We start from the raw sequence: 25,904 nt of genomic DNA, 5'->3' as shown, positions 1-25,904 counted from the left end.
GGATAATTGTATTGTGTCCGTTTATAATAGCTTTTATACTAAGAAAAAGAGAAAAAGTTGGAGGCATCTATGAACTCATTTCGATTTACCAAAATGCACGGACTTGGAAACAGCTATATATACGTGAATCAATTTGAAGAACAACTGCCGGAAGAACAACTGTCTGAAATAGCGGTTCAAGTGTCTTCCGTTTATACAGGGATCGGCTCCGACGGTATGATCCTCATATGTCCTTCAGATCAAGCACCTGTCAAAATGCGGATTTTCAATAATGACGGGTCTGAAGGGAAAAACTGCGGCAACGGCCTGCGCTGCGTTGCAAAATACGCGTATGAGCATAAGCTGGTTGAGGAAACATCTTTTCTGATTGAAACCCTCTCCGGGCTTGTAAAAGCGGAAGTTCAAGCTGAAAACGGAAAAGTGAATGTTGTCACTGTCGATATGGGTGAACCGCGTCTGACAAAAGCCGAGCTTCCGATGCTTGGCGGCGGTGAGGAGCAAACCATTAATGAAACAATGACATTTGGCGAAGCTGAACTAAAAGGCACCGCGGTTTCCATGGGCAATCCGCATATCGTTTTTCCGATTGCCGATATTGAACAGGCACCGCTGACGACACTGGGACCGGTGATTGAAAAAGATCCAAGATTTCCGGAAGGTGTGAATGTCGAGTTTGTGGAAACCGTGAATGAGCATGAACTGCACTTCCGCGTGTGGGAACGGGGATCAGGCATCACACAGGCTTGCGGAACAGGCGCTTGTGCAGCGGCTGTCGCATCTGTTTTAAACGGCGTATCAAGACGAAATGAAGACATTACGGTTCATTTAGCGGGCGGAGATTTGGTCATTAATTGGAAAGAGAACGGCCATGTGATGATGACAGGTCCGGCAGAGACTGTTTGTGAGGGCGTCTATTTTTTATAAAACAGCTAGTTTGAGAAATGAGCCGATCAAGTTTATAATAAAAGACAACATCCGGTTTCTAAAAGGAGGTTCACATTAATGACCAACCCTGTAACAATTACAGAAGCAGCAGCTTTGCATATAAAAGATATGATGAAAGAGCATGAAGAAGAAAACGCGTTTCTGCGTGTCGGCGTTAAAGGCGGCGGCTGCAGCGGCCTTTCATACGGAATGGGCTTTGAGCATGAAAAAAGCGAAGCAGACAGTATGTTTGAGGAGCACGGCATTACTGTTCTCGTTGACAAAGAAAGCCTTGATATCATGAACGGCACTATTATAGACTTTAAGCAATCCATGCTTGGCGGCGGTTTTACCATCGATAATCCAAACGCCATCGCCTCATGCGGCTGCGGTTCTTCTTTCAGGACAGCGACGAATGCAGGTAAACCAGAAGAGTGCTAATAATAGAAAAAGCCAAGTCAAGCGGCGAGCCGCTGACTTGGCTTTTTTTATTTTTAATACTTATCTCCATTAAAAATCGAATTCTTCACGATGACATAATCCACATTGCGGATAGCCTCCAGCTTAGTTCCGCCAGCATAAGAAATAGAAGATTGAAGATCCTGTTCCATTTCAATCAGCGTATCCATGATTGCGCCTTTATGCTCTACGTGCATTTTTTTGCCTTCGACATTTTTCTTTTCGCCTTTTTGATATTCAGAGGCTGAGCCAAAGTATTCTTTGTAGAGCTTTCCGTCTTTTTCAATGGTTTGTCCCGGTGATTCCTCGTGTCCGGCAAATAGTGAACCGATCATGACCATGGTGGCGCCGAATCGAATTGATTTTGCGATGTCGCCATGGGTGCGGATTCCGCCATCCGCGATAATCGGTTTGCTGGCGGCTTTTGCGCACCAGCGCAGCGCGGCTAATTGCCATCCGCCTGTGCCGAAACCGGTTTTAATTTTCGTTATACATACTTTTCCCGGTCCGATGCCGACTTTTGTGGCATCCGCTCCGGCATTTTCGAGCTCTCTGACCGCTTCCGGTGTTCCGACATTTCCCGCGATGACAAAGCTGTCCGGAAGATGTTTTTTGAGGTGCTGAATCATCTCAATGACGGCATTGGAATGTCCGTGAGCGATGTCGATGGTCACGTATTCAGGGATCAGATTTTCTTCTGCCAAGTGACGGACAAATGCATACTCCTCATCTTTGACCCCAACGCTGATAGAAGAGAATAGGCCGCGTGCGTTCATGTCCTTTATAAAGTCAATCCGTTTTTCAGGTTCAAAGCGGTGCATCACATAAAAGTAGCCGTTTTCGGCTAATGAAACCGCAAGTTTCTCATCTATAATCGTCTGCATATTGGCAGGAACGACGGGCAATTTAAATGTACGTCCGCCTAAACGCACGGATGTATCGCATTCAGAACGGCTGTTCACAATGCATTTTGCAGGAATTAGCTGAATATCTTCGTAATCAAACACATTTTCCATAGAATCCACTCCTAAATACGAATATTTATAATAAATATATACCAAATGTTCGCCTTGTATAATGTACTCTGTTTTAGGGAGGATGTCAAACGATTTATCCGATGATGGATGTGATTCAGGTGCGGAAGCTTGTCATTCAGGATGAGTTTGGGTATCATAGTCTTAACGAATGATCTCATAGAGCGGATGATAAAACGCTAATATATAAGTTCAGCACAGCTTGGTCCTATAGCACCAGGCTTTCTTTATGACATGGACATGTGAAAGGAGCGAGTGGAGATGACTCAAAACGAAGAACAAACACCGAAGTCCCAAAAGATCCAAGACCGCATTATCATGACCACGATCTGGGTTGTAGCAGCCCTTGTGATTGCGCTGGTTATCGGAACTGCGATGAATTATATAAATATCTTCAAATAAAAAAGGAGCTGTGTCATCTTGACACAAACTCCTTTTTTTATTATTTATTTTCAAAAAGACTTGTAGAGTGCAGAGGCTGTACGCGAGCTTTCGGGTCCATGTAAGCTTTCGCGTTGTTAACAGCTGTCGGTGCTTCGCCGAAGCCGCTTGCGATCAGGTTGACTTTTCCTTCGTATGTGCAAATGTCACCTGCTGCGAAGAAGCCTTCGATATTTGTTTCCATCGTTGATTTGACGACAATGGAATTTTTCTCAATTTCAAGTCCCCAGTTTTTAATCGGTCCAAGAGATGAGACGAAGCCGTAGTTGACAATTAAGTCATCGATTTCTAAAATCTCTTTGCGCTCGCCTTTCACTTCCTCAAGCACAAGCTGCTCGATTTTGTCTTCTCCGATGAGCTCTGTCGGAACAAATGGAGTCAGGACATTCACTTTAGATGCGTGAAGGTTTTCCACACTGTGCTCATGCGCGCGGAATTTATCGCGGCGGTGAACGATGGAAACTTCTTTTGCGATTGGCTCAAGCATAAGCGCCCAGTCAACCGCTGAATCTCCTCCGCCCAGAATCGCAACGCGTCTGCCGGCGAATTTTTGTAAATCATCAACGAAGTAGTGAAGGTTTTTGCCTTCGTATTGTTCGGCTGTTTCAAGCTCGAGCTTTCGTGGTTTGAATGCGCCATTTCCTGCAGTGATGATGACTGTTTTAGAGTAATGGGTTTCTTCGTTTGTCACAAGCTTAAACACGCCGTCTGCTTGTTTTTCAACAGATTCAACTGCTTGCTCTAAACAAATCGTTTGGTCGAATTTCGCCATTTGCTCTTTTAAGTTGTTCACTAGCTCTTGGGCGCGGATTTTCGGGAATCCTGCTACGTCATATATATATTTCTCAGGGTACAGGGCACTAAGCTGTCCGCCAAGCTGAGGCAGGCTTTCGATAATTTTGACGCTTGCCTGTCTCATGCCTCCGTAAAAAGCGGTGAATAAGCCGACCGGTCCCCCGCCTATAATTGTAATATCATAAACCTTTGTATCCTCTCGCATACGAAAATTGCCTCCTAAATGAAAATTGTTATTAATTATACCATATTGCTCTTAAAATTGACGAGTCAGCAGAAAAATTTGCGAGTGCATTGTATGCGCATTCATTCTTGATCATATGCCCGCGGGCCGATACGATAAGAAAAAAATGAATTCATCTTTTTTCTGAATGTTTCATGAACCAGCCGGATACACATGATAGTAGTGCTATGGGTGTGGACTTCACAAAAAACTTTTCAATATATTTCATAAAATCCTGCCAATAAGCTGAAGATAACACAAATGATGATTTTTATATGCGTCTAACAGCAAAAAAAAGAGAAGGTGGATGTGATGGCATTGAATAAGCCCAAAATCGTGATTTTAGGTGCAGGTTATGGCGGATTGATGACAGTGACAAGGCTGACGAAGCATGTCGGTCCGAATGATGCTGATATTACGCTTGTGAATAAACACAATTATCATTACGAAACGACATGGATGCACGAAGCGAGCGCCGGTACGCTCCATCATGACCGCTGCCGTTATCAGATAAAAGATGTAATCAACCAGTCACGTGTCAATTTTGTACAGGATACCGTGAAGGCAATCAAAATAGACGAGAAGAAAGTTGTGCTTGCCAATGGAGAGCTGCAGTACGATTATTTAGTTATCGGCCTCGGAGCGGTACCTGAAACGTTCGGCATTAAAGGCTTAAAAGAATTTGCGTTTCCGATCGCCAATATCAATACATCTCGAGTGCTTCGGGAACATATTGAGCTGCAATTTGCGACTTACAACATCGAAGCTGAAAAAAGGCCGGACAGGTTAACAATCGTTGTCGGGGGAGCCGGGTTTACGGGTATTGAATTCCTTGGAGAACTGGCTGCCCGTGTGCCAGAGCTCTGCAAGGAGTATGACGTTGACAGAAGCCTTGTACGCATTATCTGCGTAGAAGCAGCGCCGACCGTATTGCCGGGCTTTGATCCCGAGCTTGTCGATTATGCTGTTCACTATCTTGAGGAGAATGGCGTTGAGTTTAAAATCGGCACGGCGGTTCAAGAGTGTACCTCAGAAGGAGTCACAGTCGGCAAAAAAGATGAGGAGCCCGAGCAAATCAAATCGCAAACGGTGGTGTGGGCGGCAGGTGTCCGCGGACATCCGATTGTGGAAGAAGCCGGCTTTGAAAATATGCGCGGCCGGGTGAAAGTCAATCCTGATCTTCGCGCGCCCGGACATGACAACGTGTTTATTCTCGGCGACAGCTCGCTGTTTATCAATGAAGACACTGACCGTCCTTATCCGCCGACCGCCCAAATCGCGATGCAGCAGGGAACTACGGTCGCTAAAAACATTGCAAAACTCATTAAGGGCGGCGAGCTTGAAGAATTCAAACCTGATATAAAAGGAACGGTGGCTTCTCTCGGCGAGCATAATGCGGTCGGAGTCGTGTACGGAAGAAAACTGAAAGGCACGCCGGCTTCTTTTATGAAAAAAGTCATCGATAACCGCTCGCTGTTTTTAATCGGCGGACTCGGACTCACACTGAAAAAAGGCAAATTTAAGTTTTTCTAAAAACCCGCTCTCCGCGGGTTTTGTTTTATTAAAAAACGTCAAAATAAAAAGAGAACAAGAGCAAAATAAAAATGTTTCCGCTTACATCAAAAGATTTGTCACATGATCTGACTTTATCATTGACAGCTCGGTATGGTATTATTATCTGAAAATTAAGAAAAAGGTGATGATAAGATGAAAACCGCAACGACAACCGCTTCACAGGCATGCCCGTTTTGCTCAGGGAAAGGGTATTTTCAATTAATCCTCGGCGGTTCAGAAACTTGTCCGTCATGTCAGGGGACAGGTAAAGACAGTCATTCATTTTCCAGCCGTTGACTTTTTAAAAGCCCCCGCGGTACACTAAAAGTAACGCAGGGGGTGGGGTTTTGATTAGTCTGCCAGTCGTTATCATCTCAATTGTTTTATTTTTTGTTTTGTTTTTTGGAATCGGTTTCTTGTTAAACATGCTGCTGAGAATGTCCTGGATTATGGCTGTGATTTATCCGATTGTATGCCTATTTATAATCAGCAAGGAAAAGCTGATCAGCTATATCCAATCGCCAGGCGAATCCTTTGCCAGCCTGTTTCAGAGAATCGTATCGTTAGCTGCTGCAGATGTATTGATTTTAGCCAGCGGTCTGGCCGGCGCCATTGTCTCAGGCATAGCGATCAACATGCTCAGAAAAAGAGGATATCAGATGTTTTAATGCCGCTTTCTTTCTTAAGAAAGCTTTTTTTGTGCCTTCAGCGCATTCACCGTTTTGAATATTGCTCCCGCTATTTGGGAACAATGATTCGGAGGAGAGGTGAATAATGTTGAAAATGATCAGACGTTTGCTGATGGCCTGTTTATTTCTGCTCGCGTTTGCCACGACATATTTAGCCATATCAGGAGTAGAGGCGAAGGACTTATCAAAATGGGTGCAAGAAAATAATGAGAAGCACTCGAAGAACACAGGGCTGACATTAAAAGCATTGCAGCAGAAAAACGAAAAAACGATGTCCGCTGCAGCCAAAGCAAAAGACAAACCATTGGAAGAAGCCTTTGACTGGAACCAGTATCCAGCGCGAAAAGTAACGGCTACAGGCTATACAGCGGGAGTCGAATCGACGGGTAAAAAGCCTGGTGATCCATTATACGGGCTTACATATTCAGGTGTTAAAGTGAAAAGAGATTTATACTCTACGGTTGCCGCCGATCCATCCGTTTTTCCGATCGGCACCATTTTATTCATCCCGAACTATGGTTTGGGCGTTGTTGCGGACACAGGATCTGCCATCAAGGGAAACCGCATTGATCTGTACTTTGAAACCGTTCATGATGTCTACAATGAATGGGGCAAAAAAAACCTGGACGTGTATGTGATTAAGAAGGGGACCGGAAAAGTTACTGAGGATGAACTGGTAAAGCTTAATGAAACAAAATCATTGCAGGTGTTCAGAAATCAATACAAAACCGTGAAAGAATAAAACGCTCCAGCTGCGGCTGAAGCGTTATTTTTTTACAGAAAAAAGTATGCCAGTGCCAGTGTTAATAAAATTCCTGTCAATCCGCCAAAAAAGACCTCGATTGGCTGATGGCCGAGAAGCTCTTTCAGCTTTTTTTGTTTTTCTTTCTCTTCGGCTTTCGGGAAATCTTTTGCTTCATTCACAAAACGGTTAAAATCAATCACAAGTTTATTAATGACTGTTGCCTGCTCGCCGGCATGACGTCTGACGCCGGTTGCGTCAAACATGGTAATGACGGCGAAAATGGCTGAAACCGCAAAGAGAGAGGAACCTAATCCATGCTCTAAAGCTACGCCGGTAGAGAGCGCCGTAACAGCTGCGGAGTGGGAACTCGGCATGCCGCCTGTGCTTGTCACCAGCGACCAGTCCAGTTTTCTGGATACGATAAATTGTATCGGCACTTTAATGACTTGTGCAAAGATGATGGCAGCAAGGCTTGATAATAAAGGAAAATTCATAAAAAGTTCCATAGGCGACATCCTTTCTATATGAAAATCTTTCGTGTTACAAAAGAAAAAAGCAGGTCTTTGTCTGTTGTTTGATAAAATAAATGTAAGGAAAGAATGTTTTTCCTATTATACCATTGTTCATTACAAATACCCATTACGTTAGGAGTGTAAGCCTTATGTTTTATGCGGTTCAACAATTAGAGCATACTGAAACCCTAGTGGTCGGACTTTTTCAAAAAAGCCAGCTGACAGGCAAAGCAAAGGAAATTGATGAAAAACTGGAAGGCCATCTGACTCAGCTTCTGAAAGACGGTGATGTCTCTGCCAAACGGAATCAAGTATCAAAAGTATTCCCTCCGTCCTCCGCTGGTATGAAACGTATTTATTTCGTCGGTTTGGGAAGAGAGGCGAATTATTCATTTGAAGAGGCGAAGGAAAGCTTTGCCCATGTTTTTCAAGCCATTCATAAAGACAGAAAACAAGAGGCTGCCGTACTGCTTGACACATTTATTTGTGAAGAAGTTCCCGCAGCGGATGCCGCTCACGCATTAGCTGAGAGCTGCCTGCTTGCTTCTTATGAGGTGCAGGATTATAAGCACAAATCAAATGAGCCGGATAAACAGCTTGAATCCATCTATGCCGTCACAGATGAAGATACACAAGAAGTGCAGGCCGGTCTTCTTGTCGGCCGGGCATACGGGCAGGGCACAAATTCGGCGAGAACGCTTGTTAATATGCCGGGAAATATGCTGACAGCAACTGACTTGGCTTCTTATGCGTCCGAGCTTGCGGCGAAGTATGATTTTGAGTGTGAAATATTGGAGAAATCGGATATGGAAGAGCTCGGTATGGGCGCAATCCTTGCGGTAAACCAAGGCTCTGCCGAACCGCCCAAAATGATTGTCTTGAAGTATCAGGGCAAAAAGGAATGGGAAAACGTTATCGGGCTTGTCGGAAAAGGAATTACCTTTGACACAGGCGGTTACTCTATTAAAACGAAAACAGGAATTGTCGGCATGAAATCCGATATGGGAGGAGCGGCAGCGGTCCTTGGCGCAATGGAAACGATCGGCGAGCTTCGTCCGGAGCAAAATGTGCTGGCTGTCATTCCGTCAACCGACAACATGGTTTCAGGCGGAGCGATGAAGCCTGACGATGTCATCGTGTCATTAAGCGGAAAAACAATTGAAATCCTTAACACGGATGCAGAAGGAAGGCTTGTGCTTGCAGACGGCCTTACATATGCAAAACAGCATGGCGCGTCTGTACTTGTTGATGTGGCAACGCTCACCGGCGGCGTTGTTGTGGCATTGGGCACAGAAACAACCGGCGCCATGACAAATAACGAGAGCTTTTATCAGCGGGTGGCTGAAGCTGCGGAAGAGTGCGGTGAGGCCATCTGGCAGCTGCCGATTACAGAAAAGGATAAAAAACGTGTGAAAAACAGCCAAATGGCGGATTTAAACAATTCACCGGGACGGGAAGGCCATGCCATTATGGCAGGAACGTTTCTAGGTGAGTTTGCTGAAACGACTCCTTGGGTCCATCTTGATATTGCAGGCACAGCAACTTCAAGTAAAGCAAGCTGCTTCGGTCCGTCCGGTGCAACCGGCGTCATGGCAAGAACACTGGCTACGCTGGCAGAAAGATTCACAGCGGAAGAAGACGCAAAAGCATAATAAATATAGCCCTGCTGCGATTTCGCGGCAGGGTTTTTTTCTCCGAAATCTTTAGTTGACTAAAGTATCATGAATATGATACGATACGTTCGTACTTTATTTATCTACTACATTAGCAAACTAAAGGATTTTTGGAGGGGTATCATGAATGCAGTCGTAATCGCAGTGCTGCTTATGCTTGTCTTAAGTCTTCTGCGTGTCAATATAGTTATTGCTTTAATCATAGGTGCTTTGGCCGGCGGCTTAACAGGAGGACTCGGCCTGGGTGAAACGGTTAAAGCCTTTACAGAAGGGCTCGGCGGAAATGCCACCGTTGCAGTCAGCTACGCTATGCTTGGTGCGTTTGCTGCGGCTTTAACGAAAACAGGTCTTCCGGATGCTATGGTGGAAGCTTCTGTGAAATTAATTGGAAACAAAGAAGATACTCGAAAAAAGGCACTGTCTAAAGTGCTTATCGTACTGATTATTTTAATCGTAGCTTGTTTTTCACAAAACGTGGTACCGGTTCACATCGCATTTATTCCTGTGCTGATACCGCCGCTTTTGAAAATCTTTAATGAGCTTGAAATGGACCGCAGGCTGATTGCGTGTGTGATTACGTTCGGCTTAACGGCTCCTTATATTGTACTGCCTGTTGGCTTCGGCCAGATATTCCAAGGCATGCTGAAGGACAACATGGCCGATGCGGGTTTAAACGTTCCGCTTGGCGATATCCCGTACGCGCTGATTATACCGGTTGCAGGCATGGTTGTCGGTTTGATTTTATCAGTAATCGTTTATCGAAAACCAAAAGTGTATGAAACAAAAGAAATCTCAGGTGTAAAAGCATCTCCATATACGAAAAAAAGCCTGGGAATCGCGGTTCTCGCCATTTTAGTGTCACTCGGCGTCCAGCTTTATTTATCGCAGACATTGGGAGTAGAAGGGATGATTATGGGGGCGCTGGCCGGCCTGATTATCCTGTTTGTCAGCGGTGTAATGAAACGTGACGAAGCGGATTCATTGATTACTGACGGTATGGTATTAATGGCCTTTATCGGATTTGTTATGCTTGTTGCAGCCGGATTCTCTAATGTACTGAATAAAACAGGTGACGTTGCTTCACTTGTAAAAGCGTCGGCAGGTTTTATTGGCCACAGCCAATCGCTTGGCGCGGTTTTGATGCTGCTGGTCGGCCTGTTGATTACAATGGGAATCGGCTCATCTTTTGCAACGATTCCGGTGATCACAACGATCTTTGTGCCTCTATGTATGCAGCTCGGATTCAGCCCGATGGCAACGATTGCGATTATCGGAGCGGCTGCCGCGCTTGGCGACGCCGGTTCACCTGCCAGCGACAGTACACTTGGCCCGACTTCAGGTCTGAGTGCGGACGGACAGCATCACCACATTTGGGACACTTGTGTGCCGACATTTATCTTTTATAACATTCCGCTTGTTATTTTTGGCTGGATTGCGGCGCTTGTCTTATAGAAAAAAGGCTCTCCTTAACGGGAGAGCCCTTTTTGTTTATCATTTCAAAAAACCGTCCATCGGAACGGTTTTTAAGTGGACGATATTTGATGTCTGTTAAAGCCGGTTGCTTTATGAATAGAGCGGTAGATCGCAGGTGCGATAAACGTCAGCAGCACAGCCAGTGCCGTGTCTTTTACCATAAACCAAGTCATAAAGCCCCAAGCCGTGCCGTAGCTCACCGGTGTATGAATCCACAGCTTCAGCGCAAGATACATATAGGTGGTGCCGATGATATACATAATGGCCGTTCCGATAAGAGAAGCAATCAGAAAACGGATTTTACTTGGCTGAATTTTGCGTTCTAATAACCATCCAGCTGCGAATGCTGCAGGAATATATGAGATAATGAAGCCGCCGCTTTTACCTGCAAATGGTGCGAAGCCCGCGGAAAACTGAGCGAACACCGGTGCCCCGGCCAATCCGACAAGCGCATATACAAGCATCGCGATAGCAGCGCGTTTGCTGCCGAGAAGCAAAGCCGCCAAGAGGCAGAAAAACGGCTGCATCGACAGCGGAATGCCGGCAACTTGCAAAAAGGGCGCGACTGATGTAATGTTGGCGCCGACAGCCATAAGTGCGGCGAACATGCCGATCAGCGCCATATCACCCGCACGAAGTTTAGGTTGTTTCATCGTTGTTCCCCCTTAGGTTTACATACACAATCATAGAGTAATAAAGATCTGAATGATTGTCAACATAAATATAATTTAGGTTAACAAAAGGAGGATTTGCATGTATTTCGGAAAAATAAAACAGGCAGATCAGTCAGGAAGAGTGCCGCCCAATCAAAATGTGACGACTTCGTTTCCTGTGCTTCATACGGGGAACGTTCCGTATTATGAGGATATGACGAAGTGGAATCTGCAAGTATACGGATTGGTTGATCACCCGATGCTTTTAAGCTTTGAAGATATAAAAGCCTTTCCTCAGTGCGAATCAGAAAATGACATTCATTGCGTGACAGGCTGGTCGCGGCTTGATAACGTTTGGCAGGGGGTGCGGACACGGGATATTGCGGAGAAAGCCGGGGTAAAAGAAGAGGCAGGCTATGTCATTTTACACGCGGAAGAGGGCTGGACGACAAATCTGCCGCTCGATGACTTTTTGGCTGAAACATCACTGCTCGCTTATGCGCATAACGGCGAACCTTTAACGCCTGAACACGGCTTCCCGCTGCGAGGGGTGTTTCCTCATTTGTATTTTTGGAAAAGCGCTAAGTGGCTGCGCGGCATCCAATTTACGAAAGAAAATCATCCCGGTTTTTGGGAGCAGAACGGCTATCATATGAGAGGCGACCCTTGGCAGAATCAGAGATTTACATGGGATTAAGGTTCTAGTAAACGTAGGATAATCAGCATCTTTTTCAGGATTTTATTTCCATATTGCTAGTCATCAGGTACCTTATTTAGAGAAGGTGCCTTTTTTATTAAGGAAAAAGTTGACTTTGTTTGCCAGAAAACCTATTATTTGAGTTGTCTAGTTGATAGTGAAAATCATTATCATAAATGCAGCCAGTTTTAAGGAGAGGAATGTCGTACTGCATGATTGAGAAAAAAACAGATGAGGCTAAAGGCGGGACCTACAACGCATTTACCATTCCGGGAACGGAAGTGCGTAAAATGTCTTCATGCAATGACAGCCGCGGCTATCAAATCTTTATCTCAAAACCGAGCACGGAGCCGCCGCCTTCTGGTTATCCGGTTATTTATCTGCTCGATGCCAATTCTATCTTCGGTACAATGTCGGAAGCTGTTCGAGTGCAGGGGCGCCGTCCTGAGAAAACAGGGGTGATTCCCGCTGTAATTGTCGGTATTGGCTATGACACAACAGAACCGTTTTCTTCTGCGCGCCACCGGGATTTTACAATGCCTACGTCTTACTCGGAGCTTCCGGTAAGGCCTGACGGCAAAGAATGGCCGGAGCATGGAGGAGCGGGGGACTTTTTAAGGTTTATTGAGGAGGACCTCAAACCGGAGATTGAACAAGATTATGAGATTGACAGAAACAGACAAACGATCTTTGGCCACTCTCTTGGCGGGCTCTTCGTTTTGCAGGTGCTCTTAACGAAACCGGATGCATTCCAAACGTATATCGCGGGCAGTCCGTCCATTCATTGGAATAAACCATTTATTGAAAAGGAAACTGAGCGTTTCGTTTCCTGTTTAAAGAAAAACGATCAGCCTGTCAATCTTCTGCTTGCGGCAGGAGAATTGGAAAAGCATCATAAATGCCGAATGAACGATAACGCGAAGGAGCTTTACGAGCGGCTGTCTACTTTGACTGACCAAGGCGTACGGACAGAATTTTGCGAGTTTTCAGGAGAAGGACATATTTCGGTTCTTCCTGTTTTGGTCAGCAGGGCATTGCGTTTCGCGCTTCACCCTGACGGCCCGCACATATCAATGAGCTGAGAATTGTCTCAGCTCCCATATTTGTCACAAAAATTATATTTGACTGTCGGATGACATAAGGATATGATTATTTTTATAATTGATAATGATAATCATTATCAATTGATTGTGATTAATGGTAAGGTGAAGCAGTCTTTTTCGCAAAATGTCATTTTTGGCGTTACAAGCGAAGAAAGGAAATGATGAAATGAATGTAAGAGGTATAGAAGGCAAGATCGCATTGATTACAGGGGCTGCCCAAGGAATAGGTGAAGCTGTTGCGCGGACGCTTGCCGGTCAGGGGGCGCACATTGCTGCGATTGATTACAATCCAGAAAAGCTTGAAAAAGTCGTGAACAGCCTCAAAGCCGAGGGATGTCATGCCGAAGCCTTTCCGGCGGATGTGAGAGACAGTGCGGCGATTGACGATATCACGGCTCGAATCGAACGTGACATGGGCCCGATTGACATATTGGTGAACGTAGCGGGTGTGCTTCGGCCAGGGCTGATTCATTCTCTCAGTGATGAGGAATGGGAGGCCACTTTCTCAGTGAATTCGACTGGTGTTTTTAACGCGTCGCGCTCAGTCAGCAAATATATGATGAACCGCAGATCCGGTTCGATTGTAACAGTAGGATCAAATGCAGCCGGTGTGCCAAGGACATCTATGGCGGCATATGCCTCATCAAAGGCAGCGGCCGTGATGTTTACAAAGTGCCTTGGCCTTGAGCTTGCAGAATACAACATTCGCTGCAATATTGTTTCTCCCGGATCAACGGAAACAGACATGCAGTGGTCCTTATGGGCTGATGAAAATGGAGCAGAGCAAGTCATCAAAGGATCGCTTGATACATTTAAAACGGGAATTCCGCTCAAAAAACTGGCCCAGCCTTCGGATATTGCGGATGCCGTGCTCTTTTTGGTTTCTGAGCAGGCAGGCCATATTACGATGCATAATTTATGTGTAGATGGCGGCGCGACCTTAGGCGTATAACTTAACTCAAAGGAGGTTTATGAAGATGTTGGAACAAAACGTTATATCTGAAACAAAGGCGGAGCATTTGCTTCGTGATTATCAGCCGGGCACTTTTTTCCTGGCTTCCCCTCACCGTGTGCTGCTTGGAAAAGGAATATGTGAAACCGTGCCGGATGCAGACGGCCAAAACCAATTAGAAACCTTACCCGGCCGCATTGCTGAGGCGCTTAACAAAGCAAAGCAATCGGGGCAAAGCCGTCCGGTTGTTGTGGGAGCTGTTCCATTTGATCATTTGAAATCGCCCCGGCTCGTCGTTCCGGAGGAGGTACGGTGGTCAGGACCGCTTCAATTCGATCATGCCAACATCGAACAGCAGCGGGAACATACATATCAAATACAGCCTGTTCCTGCACCGGAGGACTATAAAAAAGGTGTAGAACAAGGATTGGCAAGCATTGCTGACGGCACACTCAGCAAAATTGTCCTGTCCAGATCGCTGCATCTGACATCATCTGAAGCGATACAAACGGGAGAACTGCTTCACCATCTGGCGCGGCATAATACACACGGTTATACTTTTGCAGCCGATGTATCCGGCCGAGATGATTCATCTTCCCATCGGACATTACTCGGAGCAAGTCCGGAGCTTCTCGTTTCGAGAATGGGAACCCAGGTGGTATCCAATCCGTTAGCGGGCTCTAGACCTCGCAGTGATGATCCTGTTGAGGACCAGCGCCGGGCCGATGAATTGCTTTCCTCCGCAAAGGATCTTCATGAGCATGCTGTTGTGGCTGATGCGGTTGCCGCCGGGCTGCGGCCTTTTTGCCGGACGCTGGACGTTCCGGAAAAGCCTTCGCTGATCCAAACTGAGACGATGTGGCATTTGTCCAGTGTCATTAAAGGAGAGCTTTCTGATCCGACTGTAACCGCGCTGGAACTAGGCGCCGCGCTTCATCCTACGCCGGCAGTCTGCGGAACACCGACTGGCCTTGCAAGAGAAGCCATCCGGGAAATTGAACCTTTTGACCGAGGTTTCTTCACCGGCATGGTAGGCTGGTGTGACGATGCAGGCGATGGCGAATGGATCGTTACGATTCGCTGTGCAGAGGCTGAAGAACGTTCACTTCGTCTTTTTGCAGGTGCCGGTGTTGTAGCCGGATCAAAAGCAGAGGACGAGCTCCAGGAGACATCCGCAAAGTTTCGGACAATGCTTCGGGCAATGGGTGTCAATCACATATGATCAGAAATAAATGCAGGAGGGAAACAGCATGCTGAATGGATTTACGCCTTGGCCCAAGGAGTTTGCGGAAAAGTACCGGGAGAACGGGTGCTGGGCCGGTGAGACTTTTGGAGATATGTTAAGAGACAGGGCTGCCAAACATGGCGATCGTATCGCGATTACATGCGGGGACACCCATTGGAGCTATCAAGAGCTTGACACAAGGGCTGACCGTCTGGCAGGCGGATTGCAGAAGCTCGGTATTAAACAAATGGATCGTGTAGTGGTGCAGCTGCCGAATATCGCGGAGTTTTTCGAAGTCATCTTTGCGCTTTTTCGGCTGGGGGCGCTCCCGGTCTTTGCACTGCCCTCTCATCGAAGCAGTGAGATTACATATTTTTGCGAGTTTGCTGAAGCGGAGGCTTATATCATCCCCGATTCTCATTCGGGATTTGACTACCGCACACTTGCCAGACAGGTTCAAAGCAAGCTGCCGTCCTTGAAACACATCATTGTCGCAGGTGAGGCGGAGGAATTCCAGCCGCTTGAGGCATTGCATACAGAACCTGGCGAGCTGCCTGAAGTAAAATCTTCGGATGTGGCGTTTCTCCAGCTTTCTGGCGGAAGCACCGGCTTATCGAAACTGATACCGCGAACCCACGATGACTATATATACAGCCTGCGGATGAGTGCGGAGGTTTGCTGGCTTGATCACAGCACTGTGTACTTGGCCGCATTGCCGATGGCGCACAATTATCCGCTGAGCTCACCCGGGGTGCTAGGCGTATTATACGCTGGAGGAAAAGTGGTTTTATCTCCTTCTCCGAGTCCGGACGACTCGTTCCCTTTAATTGAACGGGAACAGGTGACAATAACAGCTCTTGTCCCGCCGCTTGCAATGGTATGGATGGACGCTGCTTCCTCACGAGATGACGATTTATCAAGCCTTCAAGTGCTACAGGTAGGCGGCGCGAAATTCAGCGCTGAAGCCGCGCGCAAAGTGAAATCTGTATTCGGCTGCACCTTGCAGCAGGTCTTCGGAATGGCAGAAGGGCTCGTTAATTATACAAGGCTTGATGACCCCGAGGAAGTTATTGTCAATACCCAAGGTAAGCCGATGTCTTCTTACGATGAAATACGTGTGTGGGATGATCAGGACCGTGACGTGAAACCTGGTGAAACGGGGCACCTGCTGACACGGGGACCGTATACGATCCGGGGATACTATAAGGCTGATGAGCACAATGCGGCTTCGTTTACCGAGGACGGCTTTTACCGCACTGGCGATCTAGTGAGACTGACACCCGACGGTTATGTTGTCGTGGAAGGACGGGCAAAGGATCAAATCAACCGCGGCGGAGAAAAAGTGGCGGCTGAAGAGGTTGAAAATCATCTTCTGGCACATCCGGCTGTGCATGATGCGGCAATGGTCTCAATGCCTGACCAATTTCTTGGTGAAAGATCATGTGTTTTCATTATTCCCCGGGATCAAGCGCCGAAAGCCGCAGAACTCAAAGCTTTTCTAAGAGAGCGCGGGCTTGCAGCATATAAAATTCCAGACCGGATCGAATTTGTTGAGTCCTTCCCGCAGACAGGGGTAGGAAAGGTAAGCAAAAAGGCGCTTCGCGAAGCGATCGCCGAAAAACTTCTTGCAGGTTCGAAAAAATAGAAACGATTTGAAAGGGAGTGTTCAAATGGCTATTCCTGCCATTCAGCCGTATCAAATGCCGACAGCGTCTGATATGCCAACAAACAAAGTATCATGGGTGCCTGATCCAAATCGGGCAGTCTTCTTAATACACGATATGCAAAACTATTTTGTCGACGCGTTTACAGCAGGAGCGTCTCCGGTAACAGAGCTTTCAGCAAATATACGCAAGCTGAAGGATCAATGTGTTCAGCTCGGAATACCTGTTGTCTACACAGCGCAGCCCGGCAGTCAAAATCCGGAGGACCGGGCGTTGCTGACTGATTTTTGGGGACCTGGATTAAGCAGCGGTCCTTACGAGGAAAAAATTGTGGCCGAGCTTGCACCGGAAGACGATGATCTCGTATTGACAAAATGGAGATACAGCGCATTTAAGAGAACGAATCTGCTTGAGATCATGCGTGAACAGGGGCGCGATCAGCTGATCATCTCCGGGATTTATGCTCATATTGGCTGTCTCGTTACAGCATGTGAAGCGTTTATGGAGGATATCGAAGCATTTTTTGTTGCTGATGCAGTTGCGGACTTTTCTCGGGACAAGCATAAAATGGCGCTTGACTATGCGGCTGGGCGCTGTGCGTTTACGCTGATGACCGACAGCTTGCTTGATCAGCTGAAACATACGCCTTCTGCGGCTCAAAAGCCATCAGAAAAAGCTGAAAAACATATATTTACCTGCGAGAGTATCCGAACACAAATTGCTGAGCTTCTTCAAGAATCGCCTGATGATATTGCAGATAATGAAGACTTACTGAATAGGGGACTTGATTCTGTAAGGATCATGACATTAGTTGAACAATGGCGCCGTGAAGGAGCCGAGGTGACATTCGTCGAACTGGCTGAACGGCCGACAATAGAAGAATGGCAGAAATTGCTTTCAAGCCGCATTGAGAGAGTGCTGCCAAACGCGGACTATTTATAAAAGGAGGTAAAAAAACGGATGCCTGATACAAAAGATCTTCAATATTCTTTAACCGGAGCGCAAACCGGTATTTGGTTTGCTCAGCAGCTTGATCCGGATAATCCAATCTACAATACAGCCGAATATATAGAAATCAACGGCCCAATCGACATTTCTCTTTTTGAAGAAGCTTTACGGCACGTGATAAAAGAAGCGGAATCACTTCATGTCCGCTTTGGTGAAGATATGGACGGGCCTTGGCAGATGATGAATCCATCACCGGATGTACAGCTCCAAGTCATTGACGTCAGCTCTGAGCCTGATCCGGAAAAGACAGCTTTACACTGGATGAAAGCTGATTTGGCAAAGCCGGTCGATTTACAGCATGACCCATTGTTCCGCGAAGCTTTGTTTAAAGCCGGGCCACAGCGTTTCTTTTGGTATCAGCGCATTCACCATATAGCGATCGACGGCTTTGGGTTTTCTCTGATCGCTCAGCGGGTTGCACATGCTTATACAGCACTTGCAGGAGGGCGGTCCGCTGATGATCGTTCCTTCGGCTCTTTGCAGGATATTTTGGAGGAGGACGCAGCGTACCGCTCGTCTGAAACATATGAAGAGGATCGGCAATTCTGGCTGAATCGTTTTGCGGACAAGCCTGAAGTTGTCAGTTTAGCAGAACGGGCGCCGAGAACCTCAAAAAGCTTTCTGCGCCAGACTGCTTATTTGCCGCCATCAGATGTAAACGCGCTGAAAGAGGCGGCGCGCTATTACGCCGGAAGCTGGCATGAAGTCGTGATTGCGGTATCAGCTGCTTATGTGCACCGTATGACCGGCTCTGAGGATGTTGTGCTCGGACTGCCTATGATGGGACGGATGGGATCGGCATCCCTGAATGTTCCGGCTATGGTGATGAATCTTCTCCCGCTGAGGCTGTCTGTGAGTCCTTCGATGAGCTTTTCTGAGCTTGTGCTGCAAATTTCCCGGGAAATCCGCAGTATCCGGCAGCATCATAAATACCGCCATGAGGAACTGCGGCGGGACCTGAAACTAATAGGAGAAAATCATAGATTATTTGGCCCGCAAATTAATCTTATGCCTTTCGATTACGGTCTCGACTTTGCCGGAGCCCGGGGAACGACGCACAATCTGTCAGCCGGTCCTGTTGATGATTTGTCGATAAATGTCTATGACAGAACAGACGGAAGCGGGCTGCGAATTGATGTGGATGCCAATCCTGAAGTATACAGTGAGTCAGAAATAAAGGTCCATCAGCAGCGGATCTTACAGCTTTTACAAACGGCGTCAGCCGGTGAGGACATGCTGATTGGGCAAATGGAATTTCTTTTGCCTGCAGAAAAAGCACGGGTCATAAGCGAATGGAATCAGACAGCAAAATCCGAGCAGCTGCTCAGCTTTCCGGATATGTTTCAGGAGCAGGCTGACCGTTCCCCTGAACGTATCGCCCTGATTTGCGATCACAGTCAATTAAGCTATCAAGAGCTGAATGAACAAGCAAACCGCCTCGCGCATCTTTTGATAGAAAAAGGGCTTGGGCCGGAGCAGTTTGTCGCCTTGGCCCTGCCGCGGTCTTCCGAAATGGTAGCTGCAATGCTGGCCGTACTAAAGACTGGTGCTGCTTATCTTCCGCTTGATCCGGAGTTTCCTGCCGACAGAATTTCATACATGCTGAAGGATGCAAAGCCATCATGCATTATAACGACTGAGGAAATTGCAGATACTCTGCCTGACGATCTAACGGCACCGCAGCTTGTGCTGGATCTGCCTGTGACAAAAGAGATTGTGAAGCGTTATTCTGCCGACAACCCAAATGTACATGTATCTCTTGCTCATCCGGCGTATATTATTTATACATCGGGATCAACAGGAAGGCCAAAGGGTGTTGTTGTCACGCTGAAAAGTTTAAGTAATTTTCTGCTGTCTATGCAGGAGACATTTTCTCTCAATGAACAAGACAGGCTGCTGGCTGTGACGACTGTCGCTTTTGATATTTCTGCTTTAGAATTATTCCTCCCGCTTATCAGCGGAGCGAGTATTGTTGTTGCTCAAAAAGAAACAACCCGTGAGCCGCAGGCATTAGCTAAAATGATTGAATATTTTGATATAACAATTATGCAGGCAACGCCGACCCTGTGGCATGCGTTGGTCACAAACGAACCTGAGAAACTTCGGGAGCTCAGGGTGCTTGTCGGGGGAGAGGCGCTTCCGAGCGGGCTTTTGGAGGCCCTGCAGGCGCTTGATTGTCCAGTGACTAATTTATACGGTCCTACTGAAACAACCATTTGGTCTGCGGCAGCTTTTCTCGAAAAAGGAGTACAGGGTGTGCCTCCGATCGGAAAGCCGATTTGGAATACGCAGGTATATGTGCTCGATAATAGTTTGCAGCCCGTCCCGCCAGGCATTGTTGGAGAGCTCTATATTGCGGGAACCGGATTGGCCCGCGGATATTTAGGGCGCCCTGATTTAACGGCGGAGCGCTTTGTTGCTGATCCGTACGGACCGCCGGGCACACGGATGTACCGGACCGGAGATCAGGCCCGCTGGCGTGCGGATGGGTCTCTGGATTACATCGGGCGTGCCGATCATCAAATCAAGATTCGCGGTTTCCGCATTGAGCTTGGAGAAATTGATGCCGTGCTTGCTAAACATCCTCAAATGAAACAGGCTGCGGTTGTCGTTCGAGAGGACCAGCCGGGAGATAAACGATTGGTGGCGTATCTGGTCGTTTCTTCAGCTCTAGATATTGCTGAGCTTCGCCGTTATGTCGGTGCCAGCCTGCCTGATTATATGGTGCCTGCGGCATTTGTGGAGATCGATGAACTGCCATTAACACCTAACGGCAAGCTTGACCGGAAAGCATTGCCGGCACCTGATTTTGGGGCGTCTGTCACTGATCGGGGACCGCGAACGCCTCAAGAAGAGATACTGTGTGATCTGTTTGCGGAGGTTCTAGGTCTTGCACGCGTAGGCATCGATGACAGTTTCTTCGAGCTGGGCGGCCATTCTCTCCTTGCTGCCCGTTTGATGAGCCGTATTCGTGAGACGATGGGAGCTGAGCTGGGCATCGCCAAGCTCTTTGACGAACCGACAGTTGCCGGACTTGCTGCACATCTTGATCAGGTGCAGAGTGTCCGTCCCGCTTTGCAAAGAGCTGAACGTCCTGAGAACATTCCGCTTTCTTTTGCACAGCGCCGGCTATGGTTCCTCCATTGTCTGGAAGGGCCAAGTCCTACATATAATATCCCGGTTGCCGTCCGTCTTTCAGGTGAACTGAACCAAGAAGCGCTGCAAGCGGCCCTATATGATCTCATCAGCCGCCATGAAAGCCTTCGGACCATTTTCCCTGAATCACAGGGGACATCTTATCAGCGCATTTTGGACGCCGATCAAGCCCGTCCTGATTTATATGTTACAGAAATGAAGAAAGAGGAGCTTTCTGAGAGGCTTGCCGATGCTGCTCGCTACAGCTTTGACCTTGCAGCTGAACCTGCTTTCCGGGCCGAGCTTTTTGTTATCGGTCCCGACGAGTACGTGCTGCTGCTGCTCGTGCACCATATTGTCGGAGACGGATGGTCATTGACTCCTCTGACTCGTGATCTGGCTGCTGCTTATACCGCCCGCTGTCACGGGAGAGCTCCCGAATGGACACCGCTTGCTGTGCAGTATGCGGATTATGCGCTCTGGCAGCAAAGTCTGCTCGGAAGCGAGCATGATCCAGACAGTTTGATTGCCGGTCAGCTTGCTTTCTGGAAAGATAGACTGAAAGATTTGCCCGATCAGCTCGAACTGCCAACCGATTATTCACGACCTGCTGAGCCGAGTCATCAAGGAGATACAATCCATTTCCATATAGACTCAGAGCTTCACAGCCGATTGCTGGAGCTGGCCCGTGCCAATAGAGTAAGTCTGTTTATGGTGCTTCAATCAGGACTTGCCGCCTTGCTGACAAGGCTCGGAGCTGGAACTGATATTCCGATTGGAAGCCCGATTGCGGGGCGGAATGACGATGCGCTTAGTGATCTTGTGGGACTGTTTATCAATACATTGGTGCTCAGAACAGACACCTCTGGTGATCCGAGTTTCCGTGAGCTTCTTGACAGAGTGCGGGAAGTGAATCTGGCAGCCTATGAAAATCAGGATCTGCCGTTTGAGAGACTTGTAGAGGTGCTCAATCCTGCTCGCTCCCGGGCGACGCATCCATTATTCCAAGTCATGCTCGCGTTCCAGAACACACCTGACGCAGAGCTGAGCCTGCCTGGTACAGAAAGCAGCCTGCGCATTCACAGCGTAGGATCTGCCAAATTTGATTTAACATTAGAAATCAGTGAAAGCCGTCTTGATGACGGGACACCAAATGGACTGGAAGGACTGCTTGAGTACAGCACCGATCTATTTAAACGGGAAACTATTCAAGCCCTTGCTGATCGCCTTCTGCGGCTGCTTGAGGCTGCCGAGGCTGATCCTGATCAGGAAATCGGAAGACTGGATATTCTTGCACCAGAGGAACGCAGTATCACGGTAACGGATTGGCAAAGTGTTTCTGAAAAGATTCCGCAAGCGTGTCTTCCGGAGCTGTTTGAGAAGCAAGCTGCGCTGAGCCCTGATTCCATTGCAGTCGTTTATGAAGATAAAGCAATGAGCTATATGGAGCTGAATGAAAGGGCGAACCGGCTTGCCAGGCTGCTGATCAGCAAAGGCGTCGGACCGGAGCAATTTGTGGCATTAGCTTTGCCTCGCTCATTGGATATGACTGTTAGCCTGTTAGCGGTACTAAAAGCGGGAGCTGCATACCTGCCGCTTGATCCGGACTATCCGGCTGACCGAATCGCTTTTATGCTGAGCGATGCGCGGCCTGCGTTTATCATCACGAGCTCACAGGCGGAAAATCAAATCCCGCCTGCAGAAAATGTGCAGAACATTGTGCTGGATGATCCGGAATTACGCGAGAAACTAAAAACATACAGCCCTTTGAATCCGGATAATACGGACAGGATTCGCCCGCTGTCACCTTACAGCACGGCTTATGTTATTTATACATCCGGATCAACAGGCGTTCCAAAAGGCGTCATGATTCCTCACCAAAATGTGACGAGGTTATTTGGAGCGACCGATCACTGGTTCCATTTCGGTTCAGACGACGTATGGACAATGTTCCATTCCTACGCGTTTGACTTTTCTGTTTGGGAGATTTGGGGACCTTTGCTGCACGGCGGCCGCCTTGTTATCGTGCCTCATGACATCAGCAGATCTCCGGAAGCGTTTCTGCGTCTGCTGGTAAAAGAGGGTGTGACTGTTTTGAACCAGACACCATCAGCGTTCTATCAGTTTATGCAGGCGGAAAGGGAGCAGCCTGACCTCGGACAGGCGCTCAGCCTTCGATATGTTGTTTTTGGCGGAGAAGCGCTTGAACTCAGCCGTTTAGAGGATTGGTATCATCGCCACCCTGAAAAGGCGCCGAAACTGATCAATATGTATGGTATTACTGAAACAACAGTGCACGTCAGCTATATCGAATTAGACCGGAATATTGCAGCTTTAAGAGCAAACAGCCTGATCGGCTGCGGAATTCCCGATCTTGGGGTGTATGTGCTGGACGAGCGTTTACAGCCGGTTCCGCCGGGTGTGGCTGGAGAACTGTATGTGTCAGGCGCCGGATTGGCCCGAGGCTATTTAGGACGGCCCGGTTTAACGGCGGAACGCTTCATCGCTGACCCGTTCGGGCCTCCGGGCACACGGATGTACCGCACGGGAGATGTAGCCCGCAGGCGTGCTGACGGTTCTCTCGATTATATCGGCCGTGCCGATCATCAAGTGAAAATCCGGGGCTTCCGGATTGAACTGGGAGAAATTGAAGCTGCGCTTGTTCAGCATTCACAGCTGGAAGACGCGGCAGTGATCGTTCGTGAGGACCAGCCGGGAGATAAACGTTTGGCAGCTTATGTCATACCTTCCTCGGAAGAAACATTTGATACGGCGGGACTGCGCAGGTATGCTGCTGAAAGACTGCCAGATTACATGGTGCCTTCAGCCTTTGTGACGATGAAAGAATTGCCGCTGACGCCGAATGGAAAGCTTGACCGTAAAGCGCTGCCTGCTCCAGATTTTGCTGCTGCGGTGACAGGTCGCGGGCCGAGAACCCCGCAAGAAGAAATCCTTTGTGACTTGTTTATGGAAGTGCTTCATTTGCCGCGTGTCGGTATTGATGACCGTTTCTTCGATTTGGGCGGACATTCCCTGCTCGCAGTTCAGCTGATGAGCCGCATACGTGAAGCGCTCGGGGTTGAACTCAGCATCGGCAATCTATTTGAAGCGCCGACTGTGGCAGGGCTTGCCGAAAGACTGGAGATGGGCTCAAGCCAAAGCGCTCTTGATGTTTTGCTGCCGCTCCGAACAAGCGGAGACCGGCTTCCGTTGTTTTGCGTACATCCGGCGGGCGGACTTAGCTGGTGTTATGCCGGACTGATGACATCTTTAGGAACAGATTATCCCATCTATGGACTGCAAGCACGGGGAATTGGACAGCAGGAGGTGCTTCCGAAAACACTCGATGACATGGCTGCCGACTATATAGAACAGATTCGGACGATCCAGCCGAAAGGGCCGTACCATTTGCTTGGCTGGTCCTTAGGCGGAAATGTCGTTCAAGCAATGGCAACACAGCTGCAAAAGCAAGGGGAAGACGTTTCTCTATTGGTTATGCTGGACGCCTACCCAAACCACTTTCTTCCTATAAAAGAGGCACCGGATGATGAGGAAGCGCTTATTGCCCTCCTCGCGTTAGGCGGGTACGACCCAGACAGCTTAGGAGATAAACCGCTTGATTTTGAAACAGCCATTGAGATTCTGCGGCGAGACGGAAGCGCACTTGCCAGTCTGGACGAATCGGTCATTTTGAATCTAAAGAATACGTACGTCAATTCTGTCGGCATTTTAGGTTCATATGCACCGAAAACCTTCCGTGGAAATGTTCTGTTTTTCAGATCAACTATCATTCCTGAATGGTTTGACCCGATTGAACCTGATTCGTGGAAGCCTTATATTGACGGACAAATTGAACAAATCGACATTGACTGCCGCCATAAAGATCTCTGTCAGCCGGAACCGCTCGCAGTCATCGGCCGGGTTCTGGCGGCTAAATTGGAAGAAATGAATCAATAAAGGAGGAAAAGCAATGGCAAATCCTTTTGAAAATGCGGATGGCATATACCTTGTTCTCATCAATGAAGAGGGCCAATATTCCTTGTGGCCCGGCTTTATCGATGTGCCGAGCGGCTGGACAGTCGTTCATGAACAAAAAGGGCGTGAGGCTTGTCTGGACTACATCCAATCACATTGGAGCGATATGAGGCCGAACAGCCTAAAGCCTGTCGAAAATGTCTAAATGCATTGACGGTAAAAAAAAGAGACTGCAGCAGGCAGTCTCTTTTTCTATCTTACGCAGACGTTTGGGTATGATCGCAATCTCTGACCGGGTTCCCGTTTTCATCCGTACACCATGACTGGGATAAGAACGCCAAAAACACAGCCGCCCACTGATCGGCAAATTGAATCAGAATACCTCCGTCATGCCAAGAGCCGTTGTCTTTTTTCCAGCGGGTATCCAGCGCATTGCCTTGATTCATGTGGATATTGTGCATACCGTTTGTCGGGGTAAAGCCGAATATTTTATCTGCCGCCTGTTCAGGTCCAAATTTTGATCCAAATATATAAACCGGCGCTTTTTCTTCTTTCGCTTTCTTCATATACGTTTCAATAAAGTCATTTAAATCATTATCAGGCCCCGTGATTTCATGAGGCAAAGGCTTCATTTCCCGCGGATCAAAAAGATTGCCCCGCACATAATCCAGGGCTACTTCACGGTTTTCGTCATTGATCTTCGTATATCCATACGGCATGTTCGGAAGAATGGTAATTGAGCTCGAATCAAACTGATCATCAGCTAAATACAATACTTCTGATTCCTCAGAACTGGACATGACATTGATGGCGCACCTGTAATACGTATTCTCTTCACCGAGCATCTTCACTTGGAAATGAGGACTGTCATCATCTGTTTCCCGCTTCATATCTAAGACAACGCCTTTTAACACGCCATATTGCTGAACAGCCATATGAATCCTCCTTTATGATCAAGTTCTTCGTTTTA

22 protein-coding genes are annotated in these 25,904 nt (G+C 47.7%); 17 read left to right on the top strand and 5 right to left on the bottom strand.

All coding sequences use genetic code 11. The features are described from left to right. Positions 1-69 precede the first annotated feature (69 nt). Together dapF and NYE43_RS16805 are read left to right on the top strand one after the other, a co-directional pair. Positions 70-924: a diaminopimelate epimerase gene (gene dapF / locus NYE43_RS16810; protein WP_095713996.1), complete on the top strand. Its 855-nt coding sequence runs from the start codon at positions 70-72 to the stop codon at positions 922-924. A 78-nt stretch (positions 925-1,002) separates the two neighbouring features. Beyond that, positions 1,003-1,365, top strand: coding sequence for a HesB/IscA family protein (locus tag NYE43_RS16805; RefSeq protein ID WP_095713995.1), 363 nt, complete (start codon positions 1,003-1,005; stop codon positions 1,363-1,365). Positions 1,366-1,418: 53 nt separating this feature from the next. Here NYE43_RS16805 and guaC read toward each other — a convergent pair whose 3' ends face one another. Further along, positions 1,419-2,399 (bottom strand): GMP reductase, encoded by a 981-nt coding sequence (gene guaC / locus NYE43_RS16800; protein WP_106019496.1) that lies wholly within the window; start codon positions 2,397-2,399, stop codon positions 1,419-1,421. A 279-nt stretch (positions 2,400-2,678) separates the two neighbouring features. Here guaC and NYE43_RS16795 point away from each other — a divergent pair, with 279 nt between their 5' ends. Further along, entirely contained in the window at positions 2,679-2,819 is a 141-nt protein-coding gene (locus tag NYE43_RS16795; protein WP_044158982.1) for a hypothetical protein, read from the top strand. A gap of 40 nt (positions 2,820-2,859) precedes the next feature. Here the strand turns inward: NYE43_RS16795 and yumC are convergent, their stop codons facing one another. Then, positions 2,860-3,858 carry a ferredoxin--NADP reductase 2 gene (gene yumC, locus NYE43_RS16790; protein ID WP_024122718.1) on the bottom strand — a complete coding sequence of 333 codons (999 nt, stop codon included), beginning with the start codon at positions 3,856-3,858 and terminating at the stop codon, positions 2,860-2,862. 330 nt (positions 3,859-4,188) lie between these two features. Between yumC and NYE43_RS16785 the strand changes: the two genes are divergently transcribed. The 4 genes from NYE43_RS16785 to NYE43_RS16770 all read left to right on the top strand — a co-directional run bounded on the left by NYE43_RS16785 (position 4,189) and on the right by NYE43_RS16770 (position 6,861). Further along, positions 4,189-5,409, top strand: coding sequence for an NAD(P)/FAD-dependent oxidoreductase (locus NYE43_RS16785; RefSeq protein WP_049809958.1), 1,221 nt, complete (start codon positions 4,189-4,191; stop codon positions 5,407-5,409). Between the two features lie 174 nt (positions 5,410-5,583). Next, positions 5,584-5,727 (top strand): YuiA family protein, encoded by a 144-nt coding sequence (locus tag NYE43_RS16780; RefSeq protein ID WP_024122716.1) that lies wholly within the window; start codon positions 5,584-5,586, stop codon positions 5,725-5,727. Between the two features lie 50 nt (positions 5,728-5,777). Beyond that, positions 5,778-6,098, top strand: a complete 321-nt coding sequence (locus NYE43_RS16775) for a YuiB family protein (protein ID WP_024122715.1) — start codon at positions 5,778-5,780, stop codon at positions 6,096-6,098. A 103-nt stretch (positions 6,099-6,201) separates the two neighbouring features. Next, positions 6,202-6,861: a 3D domain-containing protein gene (locus NYE43_RS16770; protein ID WP_185848927.1), complete on the top strand. Its 660-nt coding sequence runs from the start codon at positions 6,202-6,204 to the stop codon at positions 6,859-6,861. A gap of 32 nt (positions 6,862-6,893) precedes the next feature. On the opposite strand, the gene NYE43_RS16765 is transcribed toward NYE43_RS16770, so the two are convergent. Further along, positions 6,894-7,370, bottom strand: coding sequence for a divergent PAP2 family protein (locus tag NYE43_RS16765; RefSeq protein WP_044158979.1), 477 nt, complete (start codon positions 7,368-7,370; stop codon positions 6,894-6,896). A gap of 155 nt (positions 7,371-7,525) precedes the next feature. On the opposite strand from NYE43_RS16765, the gene NYE43_RS16760 reads away from it, so the two are divergent. Both NYE43_RS16760 and NYE43_RS16755 read left to right on the top strand, forming a co-directional pair. Beyond that, entirely contained in the window at positions 7,526-9,028 is a 1,503-nt protein-coding gene (locus NYE43_RS16760; protein WP_095713992.1) for a leucyl aminopeptidase, read from the top strand. A gap of 144 nt (positions 9,029-9,172) precedes the next feature. After that, positions 9,173-10,501 (top strand): Na+/H+ antiporter family protein, encoded by a 1,329-nt coding sequence (locus NYE43_RS16755; RefSeq protein ID WP_101860009.1) that lies wholly within the window; start codon positions 9,173-9,175, stop codon positions 10,499-10,501. A gap of 71 nt (positions 10,502-10,572) precedes the next feature. Here NYE43_RS16755 and NYE43_RS16750 read toward each other — a convergent pair whose 3' ends face one another. Continuing rightward, complete coding sequence (locus tag NYE43_RS16750) at positions 10,573-11,175, bottom strand: biotin transporter BioY (protein WP_024122710.1); 603 nt, start codon at positions 11,173-11,175, stop codon at positions 10,573-10,575. Positions 11,176-11,275: 100 nt separating this feature from the next. Between NYE43_RS16750 and NYE43_RS16745 the strand changes: the two genes are divergently transcribed. From NYE43_RS16745 to NYE43_RS16710, 8 genes are all read left to right on the top strand, one after another. After that, a complete protein-coding gene (locus NYE43_RS16745; protein WP_095713990.1) occupies positions 11,276-11,872 on the top strand; it encodes a sulfite oxidase-like oxidoreductase in 597 nt (198 codons plus the stop codon). A gap of 212 nt (positions 11,873-12,084) precedes the next feature. Continuing rightward, positions 12,085-12,954 carry a ferri-bacillibactin esterase BesA gene (besA, locus tag NYE43_RS16740; RefSeq protein WP_185848668.1) on the top strand — a complete coding sequence of 290 codons (870 nt, stop codon included), beginning with the start codon at positions 12,085-12,087 and terminating at the stop codon, positions 12,952-12,954. Positions 12,955-13,141: 187 nt separating this feature from the next. After that, positions 13,142-13,927, top strand: a complete 786-nt coding sequence (locus NYE43_RS16735; RefSeq protein WP_185848669.1) for a 2,3-dihydro-2,3-dihydroxybenzoate dehydrogenase — start codon at positions 13,142-13,144, stop codon at positions 13,925-13,927. A 25-nt stretch (positions 13,928-13,952) separates the two neighbouring features. Then, the gene (gene dhbC / locus NYE43_RS16730) at positions 13,953-15,149 is read left to right on the top strand and encodes an isochorismate synthase DhbC (protein ID WP_185848670.1); all 1,197 of its coding nucleotides are present in this window, start codon (positions 13,953-13,955) and stop codon (positions 15,147-15,149) included. A 28-nt stretch (positions 15,150-15,177) separates the two neighbouring features. Then, positions 15,178-16,797, top strand: a complete 1,620-nt coding sequence (locus NYE43_RS16725) for a (2,3-dihydroxybenzoyl)adenylate synthase (RefSeq protein ID WP_101860012.1) — start codon at positions 15,178-15,180, stop codon at positions 16,795-16,797. Positions 16,798-16,822: 25 nt separating this feature from the next. Next, the gene (locus NYE43_RS16720) at positions 16,823-17,758 is read left to right on the top strand and encodes an isochorismatase (RefSeq protein WP_024122704.1); all 936 of its coding nucleotides are present in this window, start codon (positions 16,823-16,825) and stop codon (positions 17,756-17,758) included. A gap of 18 nt (positions 17,759-17,776) precedes the next feature. After that, the gene (locus NYE43_RS16715; protein WP_185848671.1) at positions 17,777-24,916 is read left to right on the top strand and encodes an amino acid adenylation domain-containing protein; all 7,140 of its coding nucleotides are present in this window, start codon (positions 17,777-17,779) and stop codon (positions 24,914-24,916) included. Positions 24,917-24,929: 13 nt separating this feature from the next. Beyond that, a complete protein-coding gene (locus NYE43_RS16710) occupies positions 24,930-25,139 on the top strand; it encodes an MbtH family protein (protein WP_044158967.1) in 210 nt (69 codons plus the stop codon). A 52-nt stretch (positions 25,140-25,191) separates the two neighbouring features. On the opposite strand, the gene NYE43_RS16705 is transcribed toward NYE43_RS16710, so the two are convergent. Then, entirely contained in the window at positions 25,192-25,869 is a 678-nt protein-coding gene (locus tag NYE43_RS16705) for a YukJ family protein (protein WP_101860014.1), read from the bottom strand. Between the last annotated feature and the right edge of the window lie 35 nt (positions 25,870-25,904).

It is taken from the genome of Bacillus sp. FSL R5-0434, from assembly GCF_038004745.1.
Lineage (GTDB): Bacteria > Bacillota > Bacilli > Bacillales > Bacillaceae > Bacillus > Bacillus halotolerans.
Note: the sequence above shows the minus strand (reverse complement) of the source record. Positions and strands in the feature narration are given on the sequence as shown.